The sequence below is a fragment of the Acinetobacter sp. ACIN00229 genome (assembly GCF_016106645.1).
Taxonomy (GTDB): domain Bacteria; phylum Pseudomonadota; class Gammaproteobacteria; order Pseudomonadales; family Moraxellaceae; genus Acinetobacter; species Acinetobacter oleivorans.
In genome coordinates, this window is record NZ_JADWOM010000012.1 from 91,009 (window position 1) to 115,092 (window position 24,084).

Below are 24,084 nucleotides of genomic sequence, written 5' to 3' on the forward strand. Positions count from 1 at the left end.
ATGGCTTTTATTCTGGGAGTCACAGGTGGTATTGGTAGCGGAAAATCTGCTGCAACACAATGGTTTGAATCCCAAGGAATACAAGTCGTCGATGCCGACATCGTTGCTCGCGAAGTGGTTGAAAAAGGTCAACCTGCGCTTCAAAAAATCCAACAAACTTTTGGAGACTGGGTGCTTCAATCCGATGGTAATCTCGATCGTCGTGCCCTACGCGAATATATTTTTCAAACCCCTGAAGCAAGACAAACACTTGAACAAATTACGCATCCAGCTATTCGCCAATCTATTATTCAGCAGTTGCAAAACCCAAAAAGTCCTTATGTGATTCTAGTTTCACCCCTACTTTTTGAAACCAACCAGCATGAATTGGTGAACCACACCTTATTAGTTGATGCGAGTGAACAAACTCAAATTCAGCGTGCAAGCCAACGTGATGGGCAAAACCAAGAACAAATTCAGAAAATTATTGCAGCGCAAATGCCACGCGAACGTAAACGCGAACTTGCCAATGATATTGTGTTTAATGATGGATTACTCGAACATTTACATCAGCAATTAGAGCCGTTACATCAAAGTTATTTAAAGCGTACAAACTAATTTGATTTATTTTGCTGCTTAATTTGTTGTGCCAAGCTATCTGGTCGGAACCATCGCCAAGGTTGTAAGGCACCGATTCCCATTCCGACCAAGCCCACAACAATAGATGGACTTAATGCTTCACCGAGTAAAGGTACCGCTAAAATGGCAGCAATAAACGGCGCCAAAGTTACAATACTTCCTGTTTTAAAAGCGCCAAGTCGCTGAATCGCTGCCACATAAGTCAGAGTTGCAATAATAACCACAAATACACCATGGAAAATGCCCTGTATCGCTAAATGGACAGGACTAACTTCCATAAAATGCTTTGGTAAAAATAAAGCATAGATGGGCAAGTAAATAATTGCAGACCAAATCGCAACACTTGCCATAGAGTGCCATGCAGAAAGTTTCCACTGTTTAAGTAATACAGTGAAAATACCCCACCAAATCGCACTAATAAAAAGAAGTAAATCACCCACGCCAAAAGCAGAAGCATTACCTTGCAACATCAACACGCTCATGAGCGTCAAGGCAGTAATCATAATTACCAGACTCACCCATGTATGCTTATCAAACGGTTGCCTAAATAAAATGTATGCTGCAAACGCAGTACAAATTGGGATACAACCATTTAAGAAAATTGCAGCATGCGCAGCGGGAGCATAGAGAAAAGCGGTATAGACGGTGAGACAATAAATGACCCCGCCAATCAAGGCCAAAATAACAGCATGCTTACTCCATAAAAAAGCGAGATCTTTTTTATAGATTAAAATGGGCATTAAAATTAGAAAGGCTATAGCGAAACGCAATGCGGCTATGTCCCAAGCACTGATATGCCACTGTGCATTTAAACGGGCAAAAAGCGTAAACCCGCCCCAAATACACATGGTCACCAATACAAAGAAATAACCTTGCTTACGGGGAGACATATCAAGATGACTTAAAAACTAAAAAGGCAGCGAGATTATACCTCAGAACGCTGACGGCAAGCCTCATAAAGTGCCATACCTGTCGCTACGCTGACATTTAGACTTTGTAGATTTCCTGACATCGGAATATAAACTTTATGATCACACTGCGCCTGAGTAATAGGACGCAAACCAGTGTCTTCAGCTCCCATTACAATCACAACGGCGCCAGAGAAATCACATTTTTGAAGTGGTAATGCACTTTCATCAAGCATAGTGCCAATTACGCGTACATGAGTTGTTTCTTTAAGATGAGCTAATGTACGAGCTAAATTTGTAACTTGAATAAATTTAACTTTCTCGGCTCCACCTGCTGCCACCTTACGAGCAGTTGGTGTCAAACTAGCCGAACGATCACGAGGCACAATCACGGCTTGCACACCCATCGCAGCGGCGGTACGGATACAAGCCCCTAAGTTATGTGGATCTGTCACCTGATCCAATGCCAACAACAAGGCATCTGGAGTTTCTCTTAAAATTTGATCAAGATCTTGCTCATTCAAGACAGGATGTGGACGTACTGCGGCAACTACACCTTGATGAAATGGTAAACCTGCAAGTTTCTCAAGGCTATCGCGGCTTGCTTTTTGTACACTGATTCCAAAAGGCTCTGCCAATTGCAAAATCTTTTGCAAACGCTGATCATCCCGTCCTTTTAAAGTAAACAGGGTTAGCACACGCTCCGGCTCAAGTTCTAACAATGACTCCACTGAATGAACGCCATAATAATATTCCTGTTTTGCCATGCATGACCTCTAACAACGTTTGAGCAAAAAAATAAAAATCCTGCAAAGCCAACTTCACAGGATTTCTTTGGGCATAGTGTACCCGATTTGAACAGGAATTTCTTAGCCTTCTAAATGGCATACATAATCGAGTACTTCGTCAGTTTCGATTTTAAAAAGACTGTTGCCCGGTACATAAAATGATTGGCCTGCACGGAACAATTCACTTTCAGTGCTGTCTGCAATTGTTACGCGACATTCGCCTGAAATAATTTCCATACGCTCAGGAACATGTGTTTCAAAAGTTAAAGCTTGCTCAGTCGGCAAAATAACACCTAATGTTTTTTTAGTTCCATCTTCAAATTGCACGGTATGGCTGATACATGCTCCACCAAAATAAACGTTTGATTTTTTGATGACCGTTACATGATCAAATTGGGTTGAACTCATGCAGATTCTCCAGATAATGCCGTATTTATATAAATTATGATGAATGTAGTTTAATTGTGCCTAAATAACTAATCAATCAGTTTTCATACGGATAGACTTGTAATTTCCACTGCTGTGCCTGAATTTTTTTGGCAAAAGCATAAGGTAAGTTAATCTCAATATTTCGACTATTCGACACAATTGCATCGTATCTGCAAACTTCGACCTGATTTTCATCTAGGAGTATCCAACACACTTTTTGCGCCGTTGGATGGACAACTGCTGTAGCAATTACCGGTGAACCGTCATTCATTCCTACATGAAAATTTTCACTGTCGTTTTGCATTAACGCCAGATCATAAGCTGGAAAATCGATAGCATCTGAATCGAATTGCTGACTATCGTGTATAAGCACACTTTGTTTTAAAGTCGGCCAAATACAGTAGCGTAAATAATGCTGATCCATCACCCGATTATCCAGATAACGTCCGGTGGCAACATAATCCCTGATATGTGCTTCAATATTATGAAAAATCCCTATACATCCACCCCACATTCCAGCCAAAATCAACTCAGTATGAGAATAATTATCGCGCATTAAATGAAACCATTTATCACTCTTGAGCCATACATCTACAGCAGCCTTTTCGCGGTACGACACAATTGAGTCAGCATCACGTATTAGAAAGCGCTTAATTGTAGGATCATCCATCACAAAAAAGCGCCAAAACAGTCCAGATAGTTGTTTTTGAGTATCTGTAACTTGGATGACTTGCGCGCCCTTTTCTTTTAACCGCTGTTGCACAAGTACTGGCACCGTATCATCAACATAAAATCGACACGTCCATTCTGGATAAATCTGTTTGGCTAGCTGAGTATTTAAAATAGAGGTTTCACAATAGCGAGGATTTGCCCCAAATAATGAGAAGGCAATAATATTTTCTGCAGGGTTTGTACTAAATGCTGGTGGTGCATGATCTGGAATCGATAAAATAGGTTCGCTCTTGGCTAGCTCTTTTTTTGTTGTAATTGCTAAGCGTCCAAATTTGATTGTTTCTTCTTTTTTATTTAAATGATGACAAACCTCTGTGAGTCCATCATATAAGTTTGTATTTACATTAGTTCCACTCACCTGAATCGCTTGTAAATAATGTTGATAGGCCTCGTTATAACGGCCTAAGCGCAATTCGGTATAAGCCAAGTCAGATAAAGCTCCCGGATGCTTAGGAACTAAGCTAACAGCTTGTTTAACATGTTGATAAGCTTTGGCATAATCACCTTGTGCAGCTGCTTGTTTAAATGCATTAAAATGTTGATTTAAAATTTTATTCATTTCTGCAGGATTGTTTTTTTTATGACGATTGACCATCCCTATGGGTGGTTTCGGTAAGCTGAATGTTTTTTTCATTGTAAATATCCGCAATCTTGCTGTTCTATAATTTCAGTTAGAATAATAGATCACTTGTAGCAAATTCAAAACTTCTCTATCTTTAACCCATAATTTGGCGCGTTGGATGCGTTTATGCTCACACATTTAACTTTAATTAATTTTGCATTAGCTGATCATTTAGCTATTGATATAGAACAGGGATTTAATGTTCTAACAGGCGAAACAGGTGCCGGAAAATCATTATTACTGGATGCACTCTCTGCCTGCCTAGGGGAACGTACAGATACAAATTATGTCCGTTATGGTTCGGACAAAGCGGATATTACCGCGGTTTTCACCTATCAGAATAATAGTCCTGAAGCAAAATGGCTCCAAGACCACGAGCTAGATGATGATTCTGGGGAAATTCATTTACGTCGTGTTATTTTTGCAACTGGCCGTAGTAAAGCATGGGTTAATGGACGCCCGAGTAGTCTATCTGAACTTAAAGAGTTAGGGCGTTTGCTGGTTCAACTCTATAGTCAGCACAGCCAGCAGCAGCTGCTTGAACCGCCTTATCCAAAGCATTGGCTAGACCGTTATAACAATTTTTATGCTGAAGCGAATGATGTCCGTGAAGCCTATAGCTCATGGCAACGTACCATTCGTTTGCACCAAGCAGCCCTAGATGCACAAGCAACCCGTCTACAACGGATTGGTACTTTAGAGCATCAAATTGAAGAACTCGAAGAGGTCATTCAAACCGACTATAAAGAAATTGAGCAAGAGTTTGATCGACTTAGTCATCATGAACATATCATGCAAGACTGTAGCTTTAGCTTAAATGTCTTAGATGAAGCTGAGCAGAACATTACTCAAGAAATATCTTCGATTATTCGCAGATTAGAGTCCCATGCGGGGCGCAGCGAACAACTTTCTGAGATCTATAATTCTTTACTGAATGCTCAAAGTGAAATAGACGATGCAACGGCAAACTTGCGTCAATTTATTGATCGCCAAAGTTTTGATCCCGAGCGAATGGAAGAACTAAACTCCAAATTGGAAGTTTTCCATCGTCTGGCACGTAAATACCGCACTCAACCGGAAACACTTAAAGAAGAATACGAAACTTGGCAAAGTGAGCTTGAGCAATTGCATCAACTTGAAGACCCAGAAACATTGGCAGAACAAGTTGAAAAATCGCATGAGGAGTTTTTAGAAAAAGCTCAGCATTTAGACAATATTCGTCGTGAAGCTGCCGCTCCGCTTGCGAAACAATTAACTGAACAAGTGAAACCTTTAGCACTACCAGAGGCACACTTCGAGTTTAAGTTCGAACCATTAGAGCAACCAGGTGCAGAGGGTTTAAGCTTTATTCAACTTTTATTTACTGCCAATAAAGGTATTCCTCCACAACCATTGGCACGAGTGGCCTCAGGTGGTGAACTTTCTCGTATTGCCCTCGTCATGCAAGTCATGAATGCAGAAAAAACTGAATCTGAAGTTTTGGTGTTTGATGAGATCGATGTCGGAATTAGTGGTGGCACCGCAGAAGTTGTAGGACGTTTACTTGCTGACTTGGCACAACATGTCCAGCTCTTATGTATTACTCACCAAGCACAAGTTGCTGCACAATCTGATCAGCATTTATTAGTGAAAAAACAACAAACTGACCCAGCCAGCAGTACAATTGTAGAACTTGATGAAAATCAAATCATTTTTGAGTTAGCTCGCATGTCAGGTGGGGTTGAAATTAATGAAACAACCTTGCAACACGCAAAACAATTACGCCAACTTAAATTTCAGGCTTCTTCAAATTAATAAAGAAAATGAGAGAAAAAGATTGGCGAAATCCGATTAACTCTTGTATGTTGATAAAAAGAACCTATATAGATAAAAGGGTCGAGAGGCCCTCTAGTGACATTTTTTGAGGGAGAACCGCTTAGGTGACCAAACAATATCTGACTCACCGTTGTCTGATTGCCCCGCCAGAAATGGCAGATGACTTTTTCGCAAACACTGTAATTTATCTTGCCCGTCATGATGAAGAAGGTGCTCAAGGCATTATTATTAATCGTCCTTCTGGTATTCAAATTAAAGAATTACTCAATGATCTCGACATTGAAGCAGACAATGTAAATCCACATGCGGTTTTACAAGGTGGGCCATTACGTCCTGAAGCTGGATTTGTTCTTCATACTGGACAACCAACATGGCATTCATCTATTGCTGTAGGTGAAAATGTTTGTATTACCACCAGTAAAGATATTCTAGACGCGATTGCCCATAATGAAGGCGTAGGTCGATATCAGATCGCTTTAGGCTATGCGAGCTGGAGCAAAAATCAGTTAGAAGACGAAATTACGCGTGGTGACTGGCTCATTTGTGATGCCGATATGGATCTGATTTTTAACCTGCCTTATGACGACCGTTGGGATGCAGCTTATAAAAAAATTGGTGTAGATCGTGCGTGGCTAGCATCTGAAATCGGACACGCTTAATGACCGAAACACAATCAAAATCGATTATGGCTTTTGACTTTGGTACTCAAAAAATGGGAATGGCGATTGGCCAGTCTTCAATTGAAAGTGCCAACCCTCTCCCTCTATTTGTTATGAAAGATGGTATTCCAAATTGGGATCAACTCTTAAAAATTGTGAAAGAATGGCAACCCAATTTATTTTTGGTTGGCCTGCCATTAAATATGGATGATAGTGAGTCAGAACTCTCTATACGTGCCCGCAAATTTGCGAGACGTTTACGTCATCAAACCAACATAGAAACGTTGATGGTAGATGAGCGCTTAACTACACGTGAAGCGAGAGAAGAGCTAGGTTTTTACCAAGAACAAGGTCGAGCAAAAAAACTCTCGGCTGATAGTTTTGCTGCTGCACTACTCATTCAGAGTTGGTATCGAAATCCAGTTGGATTAACGCCATAAAACAAAAAGCATGTAATTAAAACTACATGCTTTTTTTAATTAAATCACTTCGATTTTATTTTTCAACGATATGCACAGTCGCAGTTCGTCCAGAAACAAAAGCAAGTTCATTCTTCGGTGTTTCATCTAATACAATCTTCACAGGTACGCGCTGTGCTAAACGAACCCAACTAAAAGTTGGATTTACATTAGCAAGAAGCTTAGAACTGCTTGAGCGCTCACGATCTTCAATACCCGATGCAATACCTTGTACATGACCTTTAATTTTCTGGTTATCACCCATTAATTGCACAGTAGCCTGATCGCCTACATGAATACGATTTAACTTCGTCTCTTCAAAGTAACCCACCACATAGAGCTGTTTACGATCAAGTAATGCTGCAACAGCCTGTCCCACTTGAACATAGTTACCTGGGCGCATATCAAAGTTAGATAACGTACCATCAGCTGGAGCAATTACCGCAGCACGATGCATATTAAGTTCGGCTAAATGCAAATTGCTCGTTGCAACCTCAATGAGGGCCTGTTGTTGCTTAACAGTTGCTTCTGCCTGCTGAATTGCTGCTTGGAGTTGCTCATGCTCTGCAAGGGATTGATCACGTGTGGCAAACACTTGGTCTTGTTCTTGCTTAGAGATAGCGCCATCCATTAGGTTCGAGTAACGACCGGCATTTTTCTCGGCCAATTTGATATTACTAGCTGATTTAATCAAGTTCGCTTTTGCTTGTGCCAAACCCGCCTGCGCTTGAGCAAAGGCTGCATTTGCTTTTGCTAAATCCGATTTGGCCTGCTCTACATCTAAAGCTCGACGAGAAACATCAATTTTAAAGAGAACCTGACCTTTTTTTACAGTCTGGTTATCTTGAACCAATACTTCTGTGACAAGGCCAGCGACATCCGAAGATACTTGAATAACATCACCACGCACTCGACCATCGCGTGTCCACGGCGCTGCATTATAGTAGTTCCACAAATGCACAATGGTATAGACCGCCACCATTAATGCGACAATCAAAATTACTGGACGGATGACCTTTTTCAAATCCACCTGATTCATTTCACTCACCTAACTCAATCTTTAATTTCGCAATCATCTCTATGCACCCACCCCAACAAAAATTTGATGTATTACCAAAAGCAATAAAAGGTAAAAGCACAAATTGAAAATACTAGGTAATGCAATCCAGCCTTGTGCAATCCACTTGTTGGTCAAAGGACTTAACCCACGAAAACATATATATGCCAAGAGGGCTTGAACGAGCAAAGAAGGCACGTAAATACCATAAACATTAAACTCACCCATTTGCTGTCGCTCCTCTCAAGGTACTGTTCTCATTCATTTGATCTGATGAAACATGACACATGCTATAAGCAATATTGTTAAGTGAAATGAGTAATCTTTGTCGCATCGTCATATCTTCAATATTTGAAGCAAGCTGTTTTAATTCAAATAAACCGTGATGGATTTGCTCAACCAAAGCCACCGTATTATCTACATCATTTTCTTTGGCTCTAAACAATTCATCTAGATTTTGTTGCAAATTTCCGATGTGATGAGCCAGTTCTGAATTTTGCGGAGACTGATTTGCCAGTTCTTGTAATCTACTTAAATCGACAATACTGCTCGACTCAATCAATGCTTGATGAATTGAGGTTTTAATCTCATTAGATTGCACTACTTTACTGTTAAGAATTCCAATTCGGTCCAGCATACTGCGTAGGTGAACTTTAAAATCAAGACCATAAGGCAAATAGATCGCTTGTCTCATTGCACGATAATGCAAGGCCAGAATACGGCTGGCACTCGTGTCTGGAGACATTGCACGAACAACGTCGATAACAACTAAAGACACTAAGACACCTAAAATCATGGCAAAAGAACCATCAAGATAAGACACCGCATCCATGCTATAAGCATTGTGTAGATTCAGGCCCATCATGGTATTAATACCCAAGACCATGCCTACTGGCATAAGCATTTGATTGGCCATCATAGACACAGCAAACAGGAACATCGGCAATAGAACCAGTCCAAGTTCCCAGAATGTGGTGACATGAGGGAAAATACCAAATGCATAAACAAAGACTAAAACTGCTGAAGCAATACTGCCCCAGATAAAAATACGTAAAACCGGAACGGGATTATCTAAGGCCGTTAAAATACAGGCTGTTACTGCGCCCATTTGCGCCATCATAAATCCAGCTTTCCAGCCTGAAATAATCCAGACCCCAGTCACAATAAATGTAATAAGGACTGCACTAATGCCACCTCGAATAGCCACACCATGGTCACGGTGTAAACTTGGGTATTTAGTGGTCATTGGCGTAATGTTGTCAGGGATTTCTTTATTGCCTTGCTGAATTCTTTGCCACAAGACTTTAACCGCTAAAACATTGCTAATGAAATGGCGTACATCCATTTTCATAGCAGCGACCAAAACTTGCTGATGTGTAGAAGCCGATTCCATTAAACTCAAGAAATCACTTTCAAACTCATCTGGCAACTGCAAAATATTTTCATCAATAATTAATTCTTTTTGCTCCAGAAAATGTACAACATGAGCTGAAAGTTGTTGCAGTTTTTCTGAATGAGTTTCGATAAACCTAAGTTCTTGAAGCTGCTTAATACGTTCAGATAAAGCAACCAGATTCGCAACGACCATTGAGATTTGATGCAGCATTTCCTGCAAGGGTTTGGTCATGCCATGCAACTCACCTTTCTCATAACTCAAATGTACTGCCAAAGCATGAATATCTGTGGTATCACGAGTGATAGTGGCTAAAAGTTGCGTATTGTTCTGCTGAGGGTCAGCAGTTAATAAATTAGCAAACAGATTTTCTGTATCTTTAAGCGTTTTAATGACGCGCTGCTTAATCGCAGAACCAATGTGCATTGGAAGAATCGTGGCAGAAACCACAGCACTTGAAATCACCCCAATCGAAATCTCAATGACCCGAGCTAAAGCAATATCAAAAATATTGTATTGATCAATATACGTAATCGCATTAAAGACAATCATGGCTGTCGAGTAACCCGCCAGCATAAAAGCATAACTGCGTGGAGTCCGGTCAAGTAAAGACACATAAAGTGCAAAACCCACCCACAACGACAACACCACGGTAAACAACCAAGGTGTATTAATGAGATGTGGCGTTAGCGTTAAGGCAACTACTGCCCCACCCATCGTTCCTATAACACGATAGACACACTTAGAGGACACCATTCCTGAATAAGGATTGGCAATAATCAGGACTGTACCAATCGACCACATCGGGTTAATCAGATCTAATTCAAATGAAACAAATAACGCCAACATTCCGGCAATAAATGTTTTTATTGCAAAGATCAGATCAAGCCTACTCGGGCGAAACGCCAGTATTTGCTTTAATAACATGAACCCATCTCAAATACAGATTTGAACTGATGAGCATGCCCTTCAATGTTCAATTGTCTTTCTAGAGACAACAAAACTTTGCCATTTGCCTAAAAGCAAATGAGATGAGGAGCATCCTTCAATACAATGATTTTTCCACATCCTGCCTGATTGGCCCAGATGATTTCAATTTGGGCGCTATTTAAACGGCCAAACTTTGGAAAGAAGAGGTATCAAGAAATTCGCCTAGAACCGACTAATTTCTCGATTAGATATTTTGTTTGGCAATTTTTTCAAAATAAAGCAATTTAGTCAACTAAAATATCTCTATTTGATAATTTGATATGTTTTTTAATTATCGTATATGATGTATTAGCCAAGAGAAGTTTTCTCTTTGTCAGGGTAAAATACTCAAATCAGGCATTTATTTTAGAATTGAGACAAATTCTCTTTTTTTCTGTTATAAAAACTCAAAGATGACTCATTGTTAAAGGATACGAACAAGACACTATGGCAATTTCAAGTTTTGGCAAAATTTTAACCGTACTGGACTTATTTTCAGTTTCGCGTCCAGTCATTAATGTCGATATTATTTGCGAAGAACTTGGCTTGTCTAAACCAACCAGTTACCGTTACCTCAAAGAATTAGTGTCTACTGATCTATTAAAACGCATTAATGGGACATCTGGCGATTATACCTTAGGCTCAAAAATTGCAGTTCTTGACTACATATCTCGCACAACAGACCCATTAGTTCAAATCAGCACACCGTTTATGCGAAATATTGTAGAGCGCACCGAACTGTGCTGCTTGCTCACCTATTTAAATGATGACTATTGCATCGACATTCATCATGAAATATTTAAAGACACTGAACTGCTCTCGTATGGTCGAGGCTGCCCAAGACCGATTTACGTTGGGTCATCTCCAAAAACGATGGTTTCGCATTTAAGTAAACAACGGATGCAAGATTACTATCATCGTTATCAACAAGAATTAAAACAATCAGGTTTTGCTGAAGATGAACCGAGCTTTATTCAGCGTATGCGAAAAATTAAAAAACAAGGCTTCTATTTCTCACAAGGTGAGATTGACCCAAATGTTTCTGGGCTTGCCGTTCCAGTACGTTTTTCGAACAAAGAAGTGCCTTTAGCTTTAACTCTAGTTGCCTCTAAAAATCGTTTTGATTTTTTAAATGTTGAAAAGCTCATCGAAATTTTACAAGAAAATGCAGCACTTATTGAGCAGCGTTTTATGGAGTTATCTGAAAAAGGTGAAATCTAAAACTCCACCTTATGATAATTTAACCTTTTCTTACACTTTAAAATATTGAATATCTCACAATATTCTCATATTATGATTTTAGCTCCTATTGGTGATTCTTTTCATCAGCAGCTCATCAATAGAAGCATCCCCCTCAGAGGAATAAGCTCATGTTGCCATCATGGGCTTTTTTCTTATCCAATTTTTATAAGAACTGAAATTGCCGAAAAGTAAGATTAATACGTGGTTGTAAAATTTTTGTTGAGCGATTTAAACGGTGTTGCCAATATTGTTGCGTCTCTCCACGCATCACAATGAGTTGACCTGGTTGGAGCCACAATTCAACTTTCTCTTTACTTTGAATGTGCCTAAAAGAAAATTTTCGGGTAGCTCCAAAGCTTAAAGAAGCAATTGTTGTGGTTTTTGCCAAAGACACATCCGAATCACTGTGCCAAGCCATACCTTGAGTTCCATCTTCATAGAGATTTGCTAAGCAAGAATTAAATTTCTCTGAAAGTATTTGCTCTACCTGTTGTTTTAATTTGGCGAGTGCTTTGTCCCACGGCAACGAATCACGTGCGACACCCGAATATTTATATTGATAATAGTCATCTCCATACCATGCAACTTTTCGAGCTGTAATAAAGTGCTTGCCATACAATTTAGCCTCGTCATGTTTCCACGCGAGGTGCTGGTAAAGATAGTGAAAATATTGTTCAGCTTCTTCTGGGCTTAAAATACAACCATAGTCCTGAACTTCACCATCGTAGGGTAATAAATTCTCACAAGGCTCTGGAGAAAATAAATCCAAGGTCATACGGTCTCTCCATGTTGCTTTGACATCTCCCAAGCTAACAATGCCAATTTACGCCCCTTTTGCCAATGATATTCTCCGACCATTCCTGTTGCGCGGATCACTCGATGACAGGGAATCAAATATGCAATTGGATTTTGTCCAATTGCTGTAGCAACGGCTCTGACTGCTTTAGGTTTGCCAATTTGCTCCGCAATATCTTGATAAGTCCGCAATTGACCTTCTGGAATAGTCAGTAACGCTTCCCAGACTTGCAACTGGAATGGGGTTCCCGCCAAATTAAGAGGAAGTTTCTGCTGTAAGTGTTCTGAAAAATCTTGTTCGAACCATTCTGCAACTTGTTTATGCCAAATCGGTGACTGATTTTTCAATTGGGCTTTTGGGAAATACTGCTTAATTAAATCTTCAATATTCTCATGAGTTTCGATAAACCGTATAGAACATATACCCTTTTCACTACTTACCACCAACAGCTCACCGAAGGGGCTTGTCTCAACCGAATAATTAAGAATCACGCCTTCGCCTTGCTGTTTATACTCACCAGGTGTCATCCCTTCGAGCTGAATAAACAGATCATGTAAACGACCAGTACCCGACAAGCCTGTGTTTAAAGCAGTTTCTAATAAGCTTCGCTTTTGCAGCAAATAATATTTAGCCTGCTGCAAACTCATATATTGGACAAATTTTTTCGGGCTAATCCCCACCCATTCCTGAAACTGACGTTGGATATAACCTGAACTTAAATTCATATGGCTCGCAACATCGTCCAGACTCGGTTGTTGGTCTAGATGTTCATATAAATATTCAATTACATTGGCAATTACAGCAAATTGCCGAGAAGAAAGCATTTGCATGTGTCACCTCCTTAGCACTTATATCTTACATTAAAGTAGCTAAAGCCCCATGACGACCCGATTCTTGCACTTTTGAAAATAAAAAAGCCTTTCATTATAGAAAGGCTTAATCATTCAATATGTGCTTAAGGTTGCTTTAAATACGGCCAAGCTGCTTTAAGGTAAATAAACATTGACCATAAAGTTAAAATGACTGCTGTATATAACAACGCGTAAGCCAACATTTCTAAAGGTTGCCAATTGAGTAAGAACACACTAATGGCTATCATCTGAAAAGCTGTTTTATATTTACCTACTGTCGATACAGCCACACTCGTTCTTGCGCCAAGTTCTGCCATCCACTCACGTAAAGCAGAAACTGTAATTTCCCGTGAAATAATAACAATTGCCGCAAAAGCCATGGAAATGGTTGGATTCCACTGCACCAAAACAATCAGTGCTGCCGCCACCATGAGCTTATCTGCAACTGGATCTAAAAAACGGCCAAATGCTGAAGTCTGGTTTAAAGTTCGTGCCAAATAGCCATCAAACCAATCGGTAATAGCAGCCAACACAAAAATAGCCGTCAAGATAATATGACGACTCATATTTCCTGCTTGCTCACCAATACCCATTGCAGGCGGCCAATACGCAATCACCAAAAATACAGGAATAAGCGCGATACGCGCCAACGTTAGGATATTTGGGATATTCAGGATTCGCCCTGTGGTCATAAACACCGCCAATTTAGTCTTCATGCATCTTGTAACAGACAAAAATACATTCTTCAATATTGTATCTATCTGTAACAGCCACTTTATACGAAATATACGAATCGAGGAAGTGGACTGCTTAGGTAAATACCGTAACAGTTTGCCGTAAAATTGCAATTAAACGATCATTTTGGTCCCAAAGATGGGCATATTCCGTGGAATAACCTTCACCAGCATATTCAGTCACCACTTTATATTTAAACCAGTCACATAATTGATGTGGAAATGGATGGACATAGGTAATGTGCCAAGTTAAAGAACTTGCAGGTGCAACTTGTTTAAACATCGGCAATACACCAGGTGGCCAAATATCCATCAAAACAATTAAATCTGGCAATGTCATTTGACGATTTTCATGCTTCTCTGGAGAGAACCTTGACCATCCTCCAAAGTCAGCATACTGACTTCCTGTAACAGGATAATGACCTTCTGCCCAGCATACATCAAAATGTTGATAGCATTCTGGCATTTGTCTAGCAAAAGGAATCGGCTGTAAATCTTCAGGTGGTGCATAAACTGGCACAATAGGTTCTTGCCGTACTTCAATATTCGACGCACGAGGTACACCAAAGCTTGCGACCAAAATAGTTTTTACCGCACCATCTTGCCATAAACGGGTTTCAAGTGTAGTGACCGACTTCCCTTCCCTTAAAATTTCAACAGTCAATTGAGCAGGCCCCTGCTGTACAGGTCCCACAAAAGTAACACTACAACTTAATAATCTTTTATTTGGATCTTGAATATTGGCGCACGCTTTTTGCATCAGTAATCCCGCAACAAGACCGCCAAACACTGTCCGTCCTTGCAGCCACCCTTCAGGTATTTCAATCCATTCCTTTTGTTTTATTTCTTCAAACAATTGCAGCAAAGACATTCCTTTCCCTAAAACAAAAGTGTTATTAGGGACGATCTTTCCTCATTTTGATTGGAATGTGAATGGTCAATCCTTTAGTAATTGGCGAGCTATTTTGTCACTCCGCCTTTAAAACGATGCTTATTCATGCAGAATTTTATAAATCGTTCTTGCCATCATTTCACCAAAACCAGGCACAAGCGTGAGTTCTTTTTCAGATGCTTTTAAAACACCTTGAATCCCACCAAAATGAGTTAATAAATCTCGACGGCGCTTTGGACCCAGTCCCGGAATCGCTTCTAAAACTGAAGTGCTACGGCGTTTATCACGTTTAGCTCGGTGTTTAGTAATTGCGAAGCGATGGGCTTCATCACGCACCTGTTGAATTAAATGTAATGCTTTATGATCTTCTGGTAACTGGATTTTTGTGCCATCTGTAAAATGCAGGGTTTCAAGACCCGGTTTACGCCCTTCGCCTTTAGATACCCCCACCATAAAAGCATCAAGTCCAAGCTCTTGCATAACTTCCATTGCCATGTGAAGTTGACCTTTACCACCATCAATCAACAGCAAATCAGGCAATATGGCTTTTTTATAACGGCGTGTTAAGGCTTGGCGCATCGCTGCATAGTCATCGCCAGCGGTAATGTCTTGAATGGCAAATTGACGATAGTCACGCTTACGAGCACCGCCTTGGTCAAACACCACACATGAAGCAATTGGAGCTTCGCCCATGGTATGGCTAATATCAAAACATTCGATGCGATCAACGGGTCTTCCAATCACTTGCTCTAACTGATGGAAGCGTTCATTGAGTTCTAAATGGTTACTCAACTGCCCCTTAATCGCATGTTGAACATTCATTTCAGCTAACTCTAGCCATTCGGCACGAGTTTCTCGAACATTACTCTTAATCTGAACCTTTTTGTCAAACTGCTGTGCCAATGCTTCTTCTAATTCTTTACGGTCAGGCAATGCAATGTTCACAATCAGTTCATTGGGTACTTCATCTGCAACCTGAAAGTAAAAGTTTGCCATAAAGTCACTCAGCATTTGCCCAAGATCATCACCAAGCATGTCAGGGAAATAACTTTTCCCACCTAGCATCCGCCCATTGCGCACATACATAATCTGCACGCATGTCACGCCAGCCTGATAAGCAATCGCCAGAATATCCGCCTCACCTTTGACTTTAAACACAGCTTGTTGTGCTTGAACTTCACGCAGTAAAGACAATCGGTCACGGTAAAAAACAGCTTTTTCAAATTCAAGTTCAGCCGCCGCTTGTTCCATTTTTGCAATGAGCTCTTGATTAAGCTCTTTGGTATCACCTTGCAAAAAGCGAATACTATTATTAATGTCTTCTTTATAATCTTCGGGTGAAATCAGCCCTACACAAGGTGCAGAACAACGCTTGATCTGATATTGCAAACACGGGCGCTTGCGCTGTGCAAAGTAGCTATTTTCACACTGACGTACATTAAAAAGCTTTTGTAGAACGAGTAAAGTATCACGGGCACTATAGGCACTTGGATAAGGTCCAAAGAACTTACCAATTTGGTGCTTCCCTTTGCCGCGACCACTAGCAAGTCGAGGATAGGGCTTATCTGCCGACACAAAAATATAGACATATGACTTATCGTCCCGCAGCATAATGTTATAAGGCGGACGATGTTGTTTAATTAAATTTTGCTCAAGGAGTAGTGCTTCAGTTTCTGAACGAGTGACTAAAGTTTCAATATCATAAATTCTGGCAACTAAAGCCTGAGTTTTAGGATGCTCAATGGTTTTAACAAAATAACTCGATACCCGATTCTTTAGGTTTTTCGCTTTGCCGACATATAACAATTCTCCCTCTTTCCCTAGCATTTTATAAACGCCTGGAAGTTGGGTCATATGGGCTAAAATTTTTTCAATATGGGGACGAGCGTTTTGATTCACTATTGGCAGACATGGCTTAATACTGAATATCTAATGTGATGTTTTCAACCTGAGTTTTCAAGTGCTTTACTGTGCCAGAAGCCAAATTTGGAAACAGATTTGGATATGTCCCGACAGACTATGTCGTACTCGCTTAAGAATCGAGGCGATAGTAGCTATATTTCACGTCTTTTTCTTTATAGACCGCATAAGTTTTTTGGCGAAAATCTGAGAACCACCCATTCCCTGTATATCCCGCAATATGACCATATGTATGACCACTTGTTCGCTCAATAATATAAATATCGCCTTCTTGAGGACGATTAAAAGCAGGTTTAATTTTCTTATAACCGTTCTTCTCAAGTGTATGCCCCCAGTCTGAAGCTGCTACCGGATGCTTAGATACATCGGCGCCTGCTGCTTGTAAAGCAATGCGAATATTCTTGGCACATTTCTCTTTACTATGGTTGGCAGATATACTTTCAAGCTTACTTGAGAACTTATGCAAATTAATATTTTGATCTTCAGATTGATGACTTTTCACATCAGATTTTTTATGTTTTTCAGTCGTCGAAGCTGTTTGTCTTAACATCACTTTCATTTTTAAATCATCTTGAGAGCTTTCTTCTTTTCTCTCTTCGATATGATGAACATGTGCATGAACTGCGTGATGAGCATGAGCCATTTTAAAACCTACTTCCGCTAACCAGTCTTCGAAAAAACCGCGCCATTGTAGAATCAAAATTGGTCCTTGGCTTTTAATAGTTGTAACAAATTGCCAGCACTGTGAAATAAGTCACAAAATCTATTAAGTACTGGTGAGCATAAAAAAACGCCCTTTCGGGCGTTTTAATTAAAATACATATGGTCGAACAAAAATCAGGAAGAAAATCCCAAGCATTAATAACCATTTTAAGAAGTAATACAACTTACGGTTTTTAGCTTTTAATGCTTTAGCTTTAATGCGAATTTGATAAACATAACCAAAAGCTTTATTTAAACCACCAGTTTGGTCACCTGTTTCATTCGGTGAACTTGCCGCAGTCATCACTTTACGACCAAACCAATGATTGAAACGTTCCATCCATTTCACTTTCATTGGACGTTCAACATCTGCAAAGAAAATAATGCGGTTTTGATCCGTCTTATTTTCAGCATAGTGAATATAGGTTTCATCAAACACGACACTTTGACCATCACGCCAAGAGTATCTTTCACCATCAACATCAATAAAACAACGATCATCATTTGGCGTAATTAAACCCAAATGATAACGCAGTGAACCTGCATATGGGTCACGGTGTCTTACCAAACGGCTGTCAGGTGCAAGCTCTGTAAACATTGCTGCTTTAATTGTCGGCAATGTTTTAAGAAGTGCTGTGGTTTTAGGGCAGAGCTCAGCAGCAGACGGATGACTCGATTCGTACCATTTGAGGTAAAAACGCTTCCAACCTGTTTTAAAGAATGAGTTAAAACCTAAGTCGTTATATGTACTTGAAGCTTTGATCCCACCTTGATCATATAAAGCTTTCGCTTCATCACGAATCATTTCCCAATTTTCATCCAACACTTTTAAATCTTTAAAATGCTGGGTGTCGATATAAGGTTGATTCGGCACCTTTGAAAAGATGTACATTAAAAAGTTAATCGGTGCGAGCAAGGTTGAATGGTCAAAAAATTGACGATAAAACGAGTGACGCACTTTGCCGCGATGCTGGATATACAATGCTGATATCACAAAAATCGCTAATATGATCCACTTAATCATATTGCTACTCTTTCAAAAGATTAGGGGCAACTTCACCTTATATTTAAGGTAATAGAAACCGGAAGTTTATTTAATTGGCACAAATTTTAACAAAATTGACTTATAAAAAGCGAATGTAAAAAAAATAAGTCAAATAATAGGTCTCATATTTTTATAAGAAATAAAAGAAGCCTCGGTGTTTTTTCAGCACTTTAAAAAGTTAAAACTTGTTGTTATTTTTATTCGCTTTTTTAAGATAAAAATTGAACAATTGACTTTTTTGACAAAAAATTAACTTTTGAATTTTCTTATTTTTTATAAGAAATCTTGATAATTCCAGAGCTTTATAAAGAAAAATTTAAAGCAAAACAAAAGCCTTGGATTAGCAGCTATCTTTATGATTTCTTTTATGCATTTAATACAGATGAATTGAATAATAAATAAGATGACCCTTGCGTCACGGCTTGATACAACTTGTCAGGTTTTTTTTAGATATAGTTATCGTAAGATTAGCGAAGCATAAATGTGTACCAAAGCTGTGCACACGCTTCATAACATCAACTTAGAAGTCCTCCAAAACCAAGGAGATCAGGCATGATCCACGCTGGCAATGCCATTACCGTCCAAATGCTTTCGGACGGAATTGCAGAATTCCGCTTTGACTTACAAGGTGAGTCGGTCAATAAATTTAACCGTGCAACAATTGAAGATTTCCAAGCTGCTATTGCTGCGGTAAAAGCAAATAACGATATTAAAGGCTTAGTTGTTACGTCGGGCAAATCAACATTTATTGTTGGGGCAGACATTACCGAATTTGGTGAAAACTTCGCTCAAGGCGAAAAAGCGATTGTTGACTGGCTTATGCCTGTTCACGAAATCTTCAATAGCTTTGAAGATTTAGAAATTCCAAAAGTTGTTGCTATTAACGGAATGGCGTTAGGCGGCGGTTTTGAAATGTGTTTAGTGTGTGACTATCGTGTGATGTCAGAAGCTGCACAAGTGGGCTTACCAGAAATTAAACTTGGTATTTACCCAGGTTTTGGCGGTAGCGTACGTTTAAGCCGTCTTATCGGTATCGACAACGCGGTTGAATGGATGGCGATGGCTGCTCCTAAAAAACCGGCTGCTGCCCTTAAAGATGGTGCTGTAGATGCGGTTGTAGCTGCTGATAAATTACTTGAAGCTGCAACTGACTTAGTTAAGCAAGCAATTTCTGGTCGTTTGAACTGGAAAGCTAAACGCCAAGAAAAACTTGATGCTGTAAAATTGAACCCACTTGAACAAATGATGGCGTTCAACACAGCAAAAGGTGCTGTACTTGCTAAAGCAAATCCTGCTCAGTACCCTGCTCCAAAATTATTACTTGATTCATTACAAGCAGGTGCAAGCCTTACGCGTGATGAAGCATTAAAAGCTGAAGCTGAAGGTTTTGCAAAAGCAGCGATTACTCCACAAGCTGGTGCATTGATTGGTTTATTCCTCAATGACCAAGTTGTTAAGAAAACTGCTAAAAAACATGAAAAAGGCGCGCACCCTGTAAACCAAGCAGCCGTACTTGGCGCTGGTATCATGGGTGGTGGTATTGCTTACCAAGCGGCAAGCAAAGGCACACCAATCATCATGAAAGATATTGGTAACCCACAACTTGCACTAGGTATGTCAGAAGCGAACGGCTTGTTAACTAAACAAGTTGAACGTAAGAAAATGAAACCTGCGCAAATGGGTGAAACCCTTGCACGTATCCGCCCTACTTTAAGCTACGATGAGTTTAAAGAAGTTGATATCGTGATCGAAGCGGTTACAGAAAATCCAAAAGTTAAAGAAATCGTTCTTGCAGATACTGAAAAGCATGTTCGTGAAAACACGATTATTGCGTCTAACACGTCTACAATTTCAATTACGCGTTTAGCAAAAGCATTACAACGTCCTGAAAACTTTGTAGGTATGCACTTCTTCAACCCAGTTCACATGATGCCGCTTGTAGAAGTTATTCGTGGTGAAAAGACTTCTGAAGAAGCGATTGCAACTACTGTAGTTCTTGCTCAAAAAATGGGTAAAACACCAATCGTTGTAAACGACTGCCCAGGGTTCTTGGTTAACCGTGTATTGTTCCCTTACTTTGGTGCGTTTGACCTTCTTGTAAAAGACGGCGCAGACTTCCAGCAAGTTGACAATGTAATGTCTAAGTTTGGCTGGCCAATGGGTCCTGCTTACCTCATCGACGTTGTTGGTATCGACACGGGTGTACACGGTGCAGAAGTCATGGCTGAAGGTTTCCCAGACCGCATGAAGCCAGACTACAAAGGTTCAATCCAAGCAATGTACGAAGCTAAACGTCTTGGTCAAAAGAATGACGTTGGTTTCTACAAATACGAACTCGATAAGAAAGGCAAGAAAGCAAAAACTGTTGATCCAACAGCATATGAAATCATTGCTCCTTTCGTAACGGGTGAAAAACGCGAGTTTGATAACCAAGAAATCATTGACCGCATGATGCTTGCTTTCTGTAACGAAACAGTTCGTTGCTTAGAAGACAACATCGTTGCAACTGCTGCTGAAGCAGACATGGCAATGATTATGGGTGTAGGTTTCCCTCCATTCCGTGGTGGTCCATGTCGTTATATCGACCAGACAGGTGTTGCTGAATATGTTGCGCTTTGCAACAAATATGCACACTTAGGTAAGGCTTATGAAGCGCCACAAATGTTGCGTGACATGGCTGCTAACAACAAAAAATTCTACGGTTAAGGAGCAACGTGAATGGCTACTTTAAATCCACGTGACGTTGTCATCGTTGATGGCGTACGTTCTGCAATGGGTAAAACCAAAAACGGTATGTTCCGCAATGTACGTGCTGACAGCTTATCTGCTGAGTTAGTTCGTGCACTCGTTGCTCGTAACCAATTTGACACCAATGAAGTTGAAGACCTGATCTGGGGCTGTGTAAACCAGACTTTAGAACAAGGTATGAACATTGGTCGAAACATCGGCTTATTGGCTGACTTACCAAAAACTGTAGCAGGTCAAACTGTTAACCGTCTTTGTGGTTCTTCTATGCAAGCACTTCATACTGCTGCTGCACAGATTGCAACTAACCAAGGTGATATCTTCATTATTGGTGGTGTAGAGCACATGGGCCACGTAGGTATGATGCACGGCATCGACCTAAACCCAGAAGCATCTAAACACTATGCTAAAGCATCTAACATGATGGGCTTAACTGCTGAAATGTTAGGTCGCATGAACGGCATTAGCCGTGAAGAGCAAGACGCATTTGGTGTTGAATCTCACCGCCGTGCTTGGGCTGCAACTCAAGAAGGTCGTTTCAAAAACGAAATCGTTGGTGTTGAAGGTCACGATGCAAATGGCTTTAAAATCCTTTGTGACATCGACGAAGTAATTCGTCCAGATGCAAACCTTGAATCATTCAAAGCACTACGTCCTGTATTCGATCCAAAAGGCGGTACGGTAACTGCTGCTACATCTTCAGCGTTGTCTGACGGTGCTTCTGCAATGTTACTTATGTCTGCTGAGCGCGCACAAGCATTAGGTTTAAAACCACGCGCTGTGATTCGCTCTATGGCAGTTGCAGGTTGTGATGCTGCAATCATGGGTTATGGTCCAGTTCCAGCAACTCAAAAAGCGCTTAAACGTGCTGGTTTAACGATGGCTGATATTCAAACTATCGAATTAAACGAAGCGTTTGCTGCTCAAGGCTTATCAGTAATGAAAGGCTTAGGTATTTATGACAAGCAAGACATCATTAACTTAAATGGTGGTGCGATTGCTTTGGGTCACCCACTAGGTTGTTCTGGTGCGCGTATCACCACTACGTTGTTGAACGTAATGGAACAACAAGATACTCAAATTGGTCTTGCGACCATGTGTATCGGCCTTGGTCAAGGTATTGCAACAGTGATCGAACGTGTTTAATTAACACCAAGATAAAAAATCCCCGCTCAACTCAATGCGGGGATTTTTATTTTAACGGCTTTTTAAACCGTCTTGAATTTGCTGCTGTAAATTTATGAGGTCATTAAGGTTTACTTTCATCGTACCTTCACGATAAGCATCGACATTACTTCGATTAATATTCAAAGGTCTTAACATTTCAAAGATACCATTGGTTGGATCAGAAGACTGTATTCCACCCGCTACCGCTAAAATGTATTGTTGTAAGAATGGAGAAAGTTGAGACAAATCAGGCTGTGCCATCACTGGCTGATAATCTACCGTAGTCATGCCTTCAGGGACTAAAGCATTTTGTATATCATAATGCGTTTTATACTCATGATGTTGCAGAGCTTGACGCACTTTTTTATCTTCTTGGAAGGGTACAAATCCCACCTCTTCACGTAGCTCAGATTCAGCCATTACACGAATTGTTGGTAAAGTAGCCACTTCTTCTGCTTGAACAGTCGGTAAACCCATAAAAGCAAATGCAGCAATAAAGGCTGATTGTTTTAGAAAGTTCATAACTTGCTCCAAAAATCACTCACCCTATTTCAATTAAAAGATGATGATTAAATTAAAAGTATCTATAAATAGGCTACAACAAAGTCGAATTTGATTCAGTAATGCTCAGATAAACGGTAAATATAATTAAATTTTTTAATGTGATAGTAAGGGACTTCATAAAAATATTGTAGAAATTAGTCTGAATGTGGCTAGGTCAAATCATATTGTTAGATTTAAATACTACGATTTTTTGTTTATAGTCAGCCTTTTATAAATCTATTGAATTCAACAGAAATAATGAACTTTAAAATATTAAATCAGAATATTCTTATGAGCTGCCTACTTGTCAGTTTCTTTCTTACTGGTTGTGCAAGTAATCGAATTATTGGTGAAAACACGCGAGAGCTATTTACAAAATATGACTCAGGTCATGAATGGATCAATTTAGTTGAAGATGATGTAATCGCATTCGGTAAACCATCAATATCTCTCCCTAATGAACCAGAGGATAGTATTGTCATCGCAGGGAAAAAATATAGTTATGTGATTAATAAAGGCGGTACCGATTTTATTCAATTAATTAGCCAGCTAAATCCACAATATATTCAAATAAGTAATCAGCTAGATTTTAATGCCCCAGCTTCGAATAGTAACCGTTTTTACGGACATATTAGATTTTCTTACACCCCACCTAATGGTAAATTGAACGAGAAAGAATCAGCTTTATTTAAAAAATATGGTGTAGTGCCATGTGGCTGTGCAAAGAAATTAGAACCGCATAAATTTGATTTAAATATTGAAGGAACTGTTTATCCTCCTGTAAACAATCTTAAAACAACAACCCCTTTATCTAAGCCATATCACCTTAAAATCCAATATCTTCACGATAAAAGCGGAAAAGTGCCCTTATCAACTAAGGAGAAGCTAGCAAATTTACCACTGCTTCCGTTTACCTTAACTTTCGATATTATCGCTTTACCTGCGAAAGTCATGGGTATCATTTACCAACCTTAATAGACTACGCATAAAAATTACAAA

At 39.8% G+C, this 24,084-nt stretch carries 23 protein-coding genes and 1 pseudogene; 8 read left to right on the forward strand and 16 right to left on the reverse strand.

Features of this window, described 5'->3' with window-relative positions; genetic code table 11:
- Nucleotides 1–597: a dephospho-CoA kinase gene (gene coaE / locus I7H67_RS12670; protein WP_198308002.1), complete on the forward strand. Its 597-nt coding sequence runs from the start codon at nt 1–3 to the stop codon at nt 595–597.
- On the opposite strand, the gene I7H67_RS12675 is transcribed toward coaE, so the two are convergent.
- The 4 genes from I7H67_RS12675 to I7H67_RS12690 all read right to left on the reverse strand — a co-directional run bounded on the left by I7H67_RS12675 (nt 594) and on the right by I7H67_RS12690 (nt 4,109).
- Nucleotides 594–1,508 carry a DMT family transporter gene (locus I7H67_RS12675; RefSeq protein WP_192834289.1) on the reverse strand — a complete coding sequence of 305 codons (915 nt, stop codon included), beginning with the start codon at nt 1,506–1,508 and terminating at the stop codon, nt 594–596. The genes coaE and I7H67_RS12675 overlap by 4 nt on opposite strands.
- 35 nt (nt 1,509–1,543) lie before the next feature.
- Nucleotides 1,544–2,293 carry a 23S rRNA (guanosine(2251)-2'-O)-methyltransferase RlmB gene (gene rlmB / locus I7H67_RS12680; protein ID WP_004795029.1) on the reverse strand — a complete coding sequence of 250 codons (750 nt, stop codon included), beginning with the start codon at nt 2,291–2,293 and terminating at the stop codon, nt 1,544–1,546.
- A 102-nt stretch (nt 2,294–2,395) separates the two neighbouring features.
- Nucleotides 2,396–2,722: a pyrimidine/purine nucleoside phosphorylase gene (locus tag I7H67_RS12685; RefSeq protein WP_004795031.1), complete on the reverse strand. Its 327-nt coding sequence runs from the start codon at nt 2,720–2,722 to the stop codon at nt 2,396–2,398.
- A 76-nt stretch (nt 2,723–2,798) separates the two neighbouring features.
- Nucleotides 2,799–4,109 carry a tetratricopeptide repeat protein gene (locus tag I7H67_RS12690; protein ID WP_192835756.1) on the reverse strand — a complete coding sequence of 437 codons (1,311 nt, stop codon included), beginning with the start codon at nt 4,107–4,109 and terminating at the stop codon, nt 2,799–2,801.
- 114 nt (nt 4,110–4,223) lie between these two features.
- On the opposite strand from I7H67_RS12690, the gene recN reads away from it, so the two are divergent.
- From recN to ruvX, 3 genes are all read left to right on the forward strand, one after another.
- Entirely contained in the window at nt 4,224–5,891 is a 1,668-nt protein-coding gene (recN, locus tag I7H67_RS12695; RefSeq protein ID WP_005301808.1) for a DNA repair protein RecN, read from the forward strand.
- 125 nt (nt 5,892–6,016) lie between these two features.
- Nucleotides 6,017–6,571 carry a YqgE/AlgH family protein gene (locus tag I7H67_RS12700; RefSeq protein WP_003654562.1) on the forward strand — a complete coding sequence of 185 codons (555 nt, stop codon included), beginning with the start codon at nt 6,017–6,019 and terminating at the stop codon, nt 6,569–6,571.
- Nucleotides 6,571–7,011 carry a Holliday junction resolvase RuvX gene (gene ruvX / locus I7H67_RS12705; protein ID WP_151988911.1) on the forward strand — a complete coding sequence of 147 codons (441 nt, stop codon included), beginning with the start codon at nt 6,571–6,573 and terminating at the stop codon, nt 7,009–7,011. The genes I7H67_RS12700 and ruvX overlap by 1 nt, the downstream gene beginning before the upstream one ends.
- Before the next feature lie 55 nt (nt 7,012–7,066).
- Here the strand turns inward: ruvX and I7H67_RS12710 are convergent, their stop codons facing one another.
- The 4 genes and pseudogenes from I7H67_RS12710 to I7H67_RS12725 all read right to left on the reverse strand — a co-directional run bounded on the left by I7H67_RS12710 (nt 7,067) and on the right by I7H67_RS12725 (nt 10,528).
- On the reverse strand, nt 7,067–8,068 hold the full coding sequence (locus I7H67_RS12710; RefSeq protein WP_004795040.1) for an HlyD family secretion protein: 1,002 nt from the start codon (nt 8,066–8,068) through the stop codon (nt 7,067–7,069).
- Between the two features lie 39 nt (nt 8,069–8,107).
- Nucleotides 8,108–8,314 (reverse strand): DUF1656 domain-containing protein, encoded by a 207-nt coding sequence (locus I7H67_RS12715; protein ID WP_004795042.1) that lies wholly within the window; start codon nt 8,312–8,314, stop codon nt 8,108–8,110.
- The gene (locus I7H67_RS12720) at nt 8,307–10,406 is read right to left on the reverse strand and encodes an FUSC family protein (RefSeq protein ID WP_192455195.1); all 2,100 of its coding nucleotides are present in this window, start codon (nt 10,404–10,406) and stop codon (nt 8,307–8,309) included. Before I7H67_RS12720 ends, I7H67_RS12715 begins: the two co-directional genes overlap by 8 nt.
- Nucleotides 10,397–10,528: pseudogene (locus I7H67_RS12725) on the reverse strand (hypothetical protein). Before I7H67_RS12725 ends, I7H67_RS12720 begins: the two are co-directional and overlap by 10 nt.
- Before the next feature lie 367 nt (nt 10,529–10,895).
- Here I7H67_RS12725 and I7H67_RS12730 point away from each other — a divergent pair.
- Nucleotides 10,896–11,669: an IclR family transcriptional regulator gene (locus tag I7H67_RS12730; protein WP_004795045.1), complete on the forward strand. Its 774-nt coding sequence runs from the start codon at nt 10,896–10,898 to the stop codon at nt 11,667–11,669.
- Nucleotides 11,670–11,853: 184 nt separating this feature from the next.
- On the opposite strand, the gene I7H67_RS12735 is transcribed toward I7H67_RS12730, so the two are convergent.
- From I7H67_RS12735 to lpxO, 7 genes are all read right to left on the reverse strand, one after another.
- A complete protein-coding gene (locus I7H67_RS12735) occupies nt 11,854–12,465 on the reverse strand; it encodes an alpha-ketoglutarate-dependent dioxygenase AlkB family protein (RefSeq protein ID WP_004795047.1) in 612 nt (203 codons plus the stop codon).
- Entirely contained in the window at nt 12,462–13,316 is an 855-nt protein-coding gene (locus I7H67_RS12740; RefSeq protein WP_005301791.1) for a methylated-DNA--[protein]-cysteine S-methyltransferase, read from the reverse strand. Before I7H67_RS12740 ends, I7H67_RS12735 begins: the two co-directional genes overlap by 4 nt.
- Nucleotides 13,317–13,441: 125 nt before the next feature.
- Nucleotides 13,442–14,029, reverse strand: coding sequence for a CDP-diacylglycerol--glycerol-3-phosphate 3-phosphatidyltransferase (gene pgsA / locus I7H67_RS12745; RefSeq protein ID WP_004795051.1), 588 nt, complete (start codon nt 14,027–14,029; stop codon nt 13,442–13,444).
- Nucleotides 14,030–14,147: 118 nt separating this feature from the next.
- Nucleotides 14,148–14,942: a thioesterase family protein gene (locus tag I7H67_RS12750; protein WP_198308003.1), complete on the reverse strand. Its 795-nt coding sequence runs from the start codon at nt 14,940–14,942 to the stop codon at nt 14,148–14,150.
- Between the two features lie 120 nt (nt 14,943–15,062).
- A complete protein-coding gene (uvrC, locus tag I7H67_RS12755) occupies nt 15,063–16,862 on the reverse strand; it encodes an excinuclease ABC subunit UvrC (RefSeq protein WP_198308004.1) in 1,800 nt (599 codons plus the stop codon).
- Nucleotides 16,863–16,995: 133 nt separating this feature from the next.
- Nucleotides 16,996–17,526 (reverse strand): CHAP domain-containing protein, encoded by a 531-nt coding sequence (locus tag I7H67_RS12760; protein ID WP_198308012.1) that lies wholly within the window; start codon nt 17,524–17,526, stop codon nt 16,996–16,998.
- A 168-nt stretch (nt 17,527–17,694) separates the two neighbouring features.
- Complete coding sequence (lpxO, locus tag I7H67_RS12765) at nt 17,695–18,609, reverse strand: lipid A hydroxylase LpxO (RefSeq protein WP_198308005.1); 915 nt, start codon at nt 18,607–18,609, stop codon at nt 17,695–17,697.
- Nucleotides 18,610–19,182: 573 nt separating this feature from the next.
- On the opposite strand from lpxO, the gene fadB reads away from it, so the two are divergent.
- Nucleotides 19,183–21,336, forward strand: coding sequence for a fatty acid oxidation complex subunit alpha FadB (fadB, locus tag I7H67_RS12770; protein WP_198308006.1), 2,154 nt, complete (start codon nt 19,183–19,185; stop codon nt 21,334–21,336).
- Between the two features lie 12 nt (nt 21,337–21,348).
- Nucleotides 21,349–22,521: an acetyl-CoA C-acyltransferase FadA gene (gene fadA / locus I7H67_RS12775; protein WP_004795064.1), complete on the forward strand. Its 1,173-nt coding sequence runs from the start codon at nt 21,349–21,351 to the stop codon at nt 22,519–22,521.
- A gap of 51 nt (nt 22,522–22,572) precedes the next feature.
- On the opposite strand, the gene I7H67_RS12780 is transcribed toward fadA, so the two are convergent.
- Nucleotides 22,573–23,064, reverse strand: coding sequence for a hypothetical protein (locus tag I7H67_RS12780; RefSeq protein WP_198308007.1), 492 nt, complete (start codon nt 23,062–23,064; stop codon nt 22,573–22,575).
- A gap of 279 nt (nt 23,065–23,343) precedes the next feature.
- On the opposite strand from I7H67_RS12780, the gene I7H67_RS12785 reads away from it, so the two are divergent.
- Complete coding sequence (locus I7H67_RS12785; protein ID WP_005301771.1) at nt 23,344–24,060, forward strand: hypothetical protein; 717 nt, start codon at nt 23,344–23,346, stop codon at nt 24,058–24,060.
- Nucleotides 24,061–24,084 lie beyond the last annotated feature (24 nt).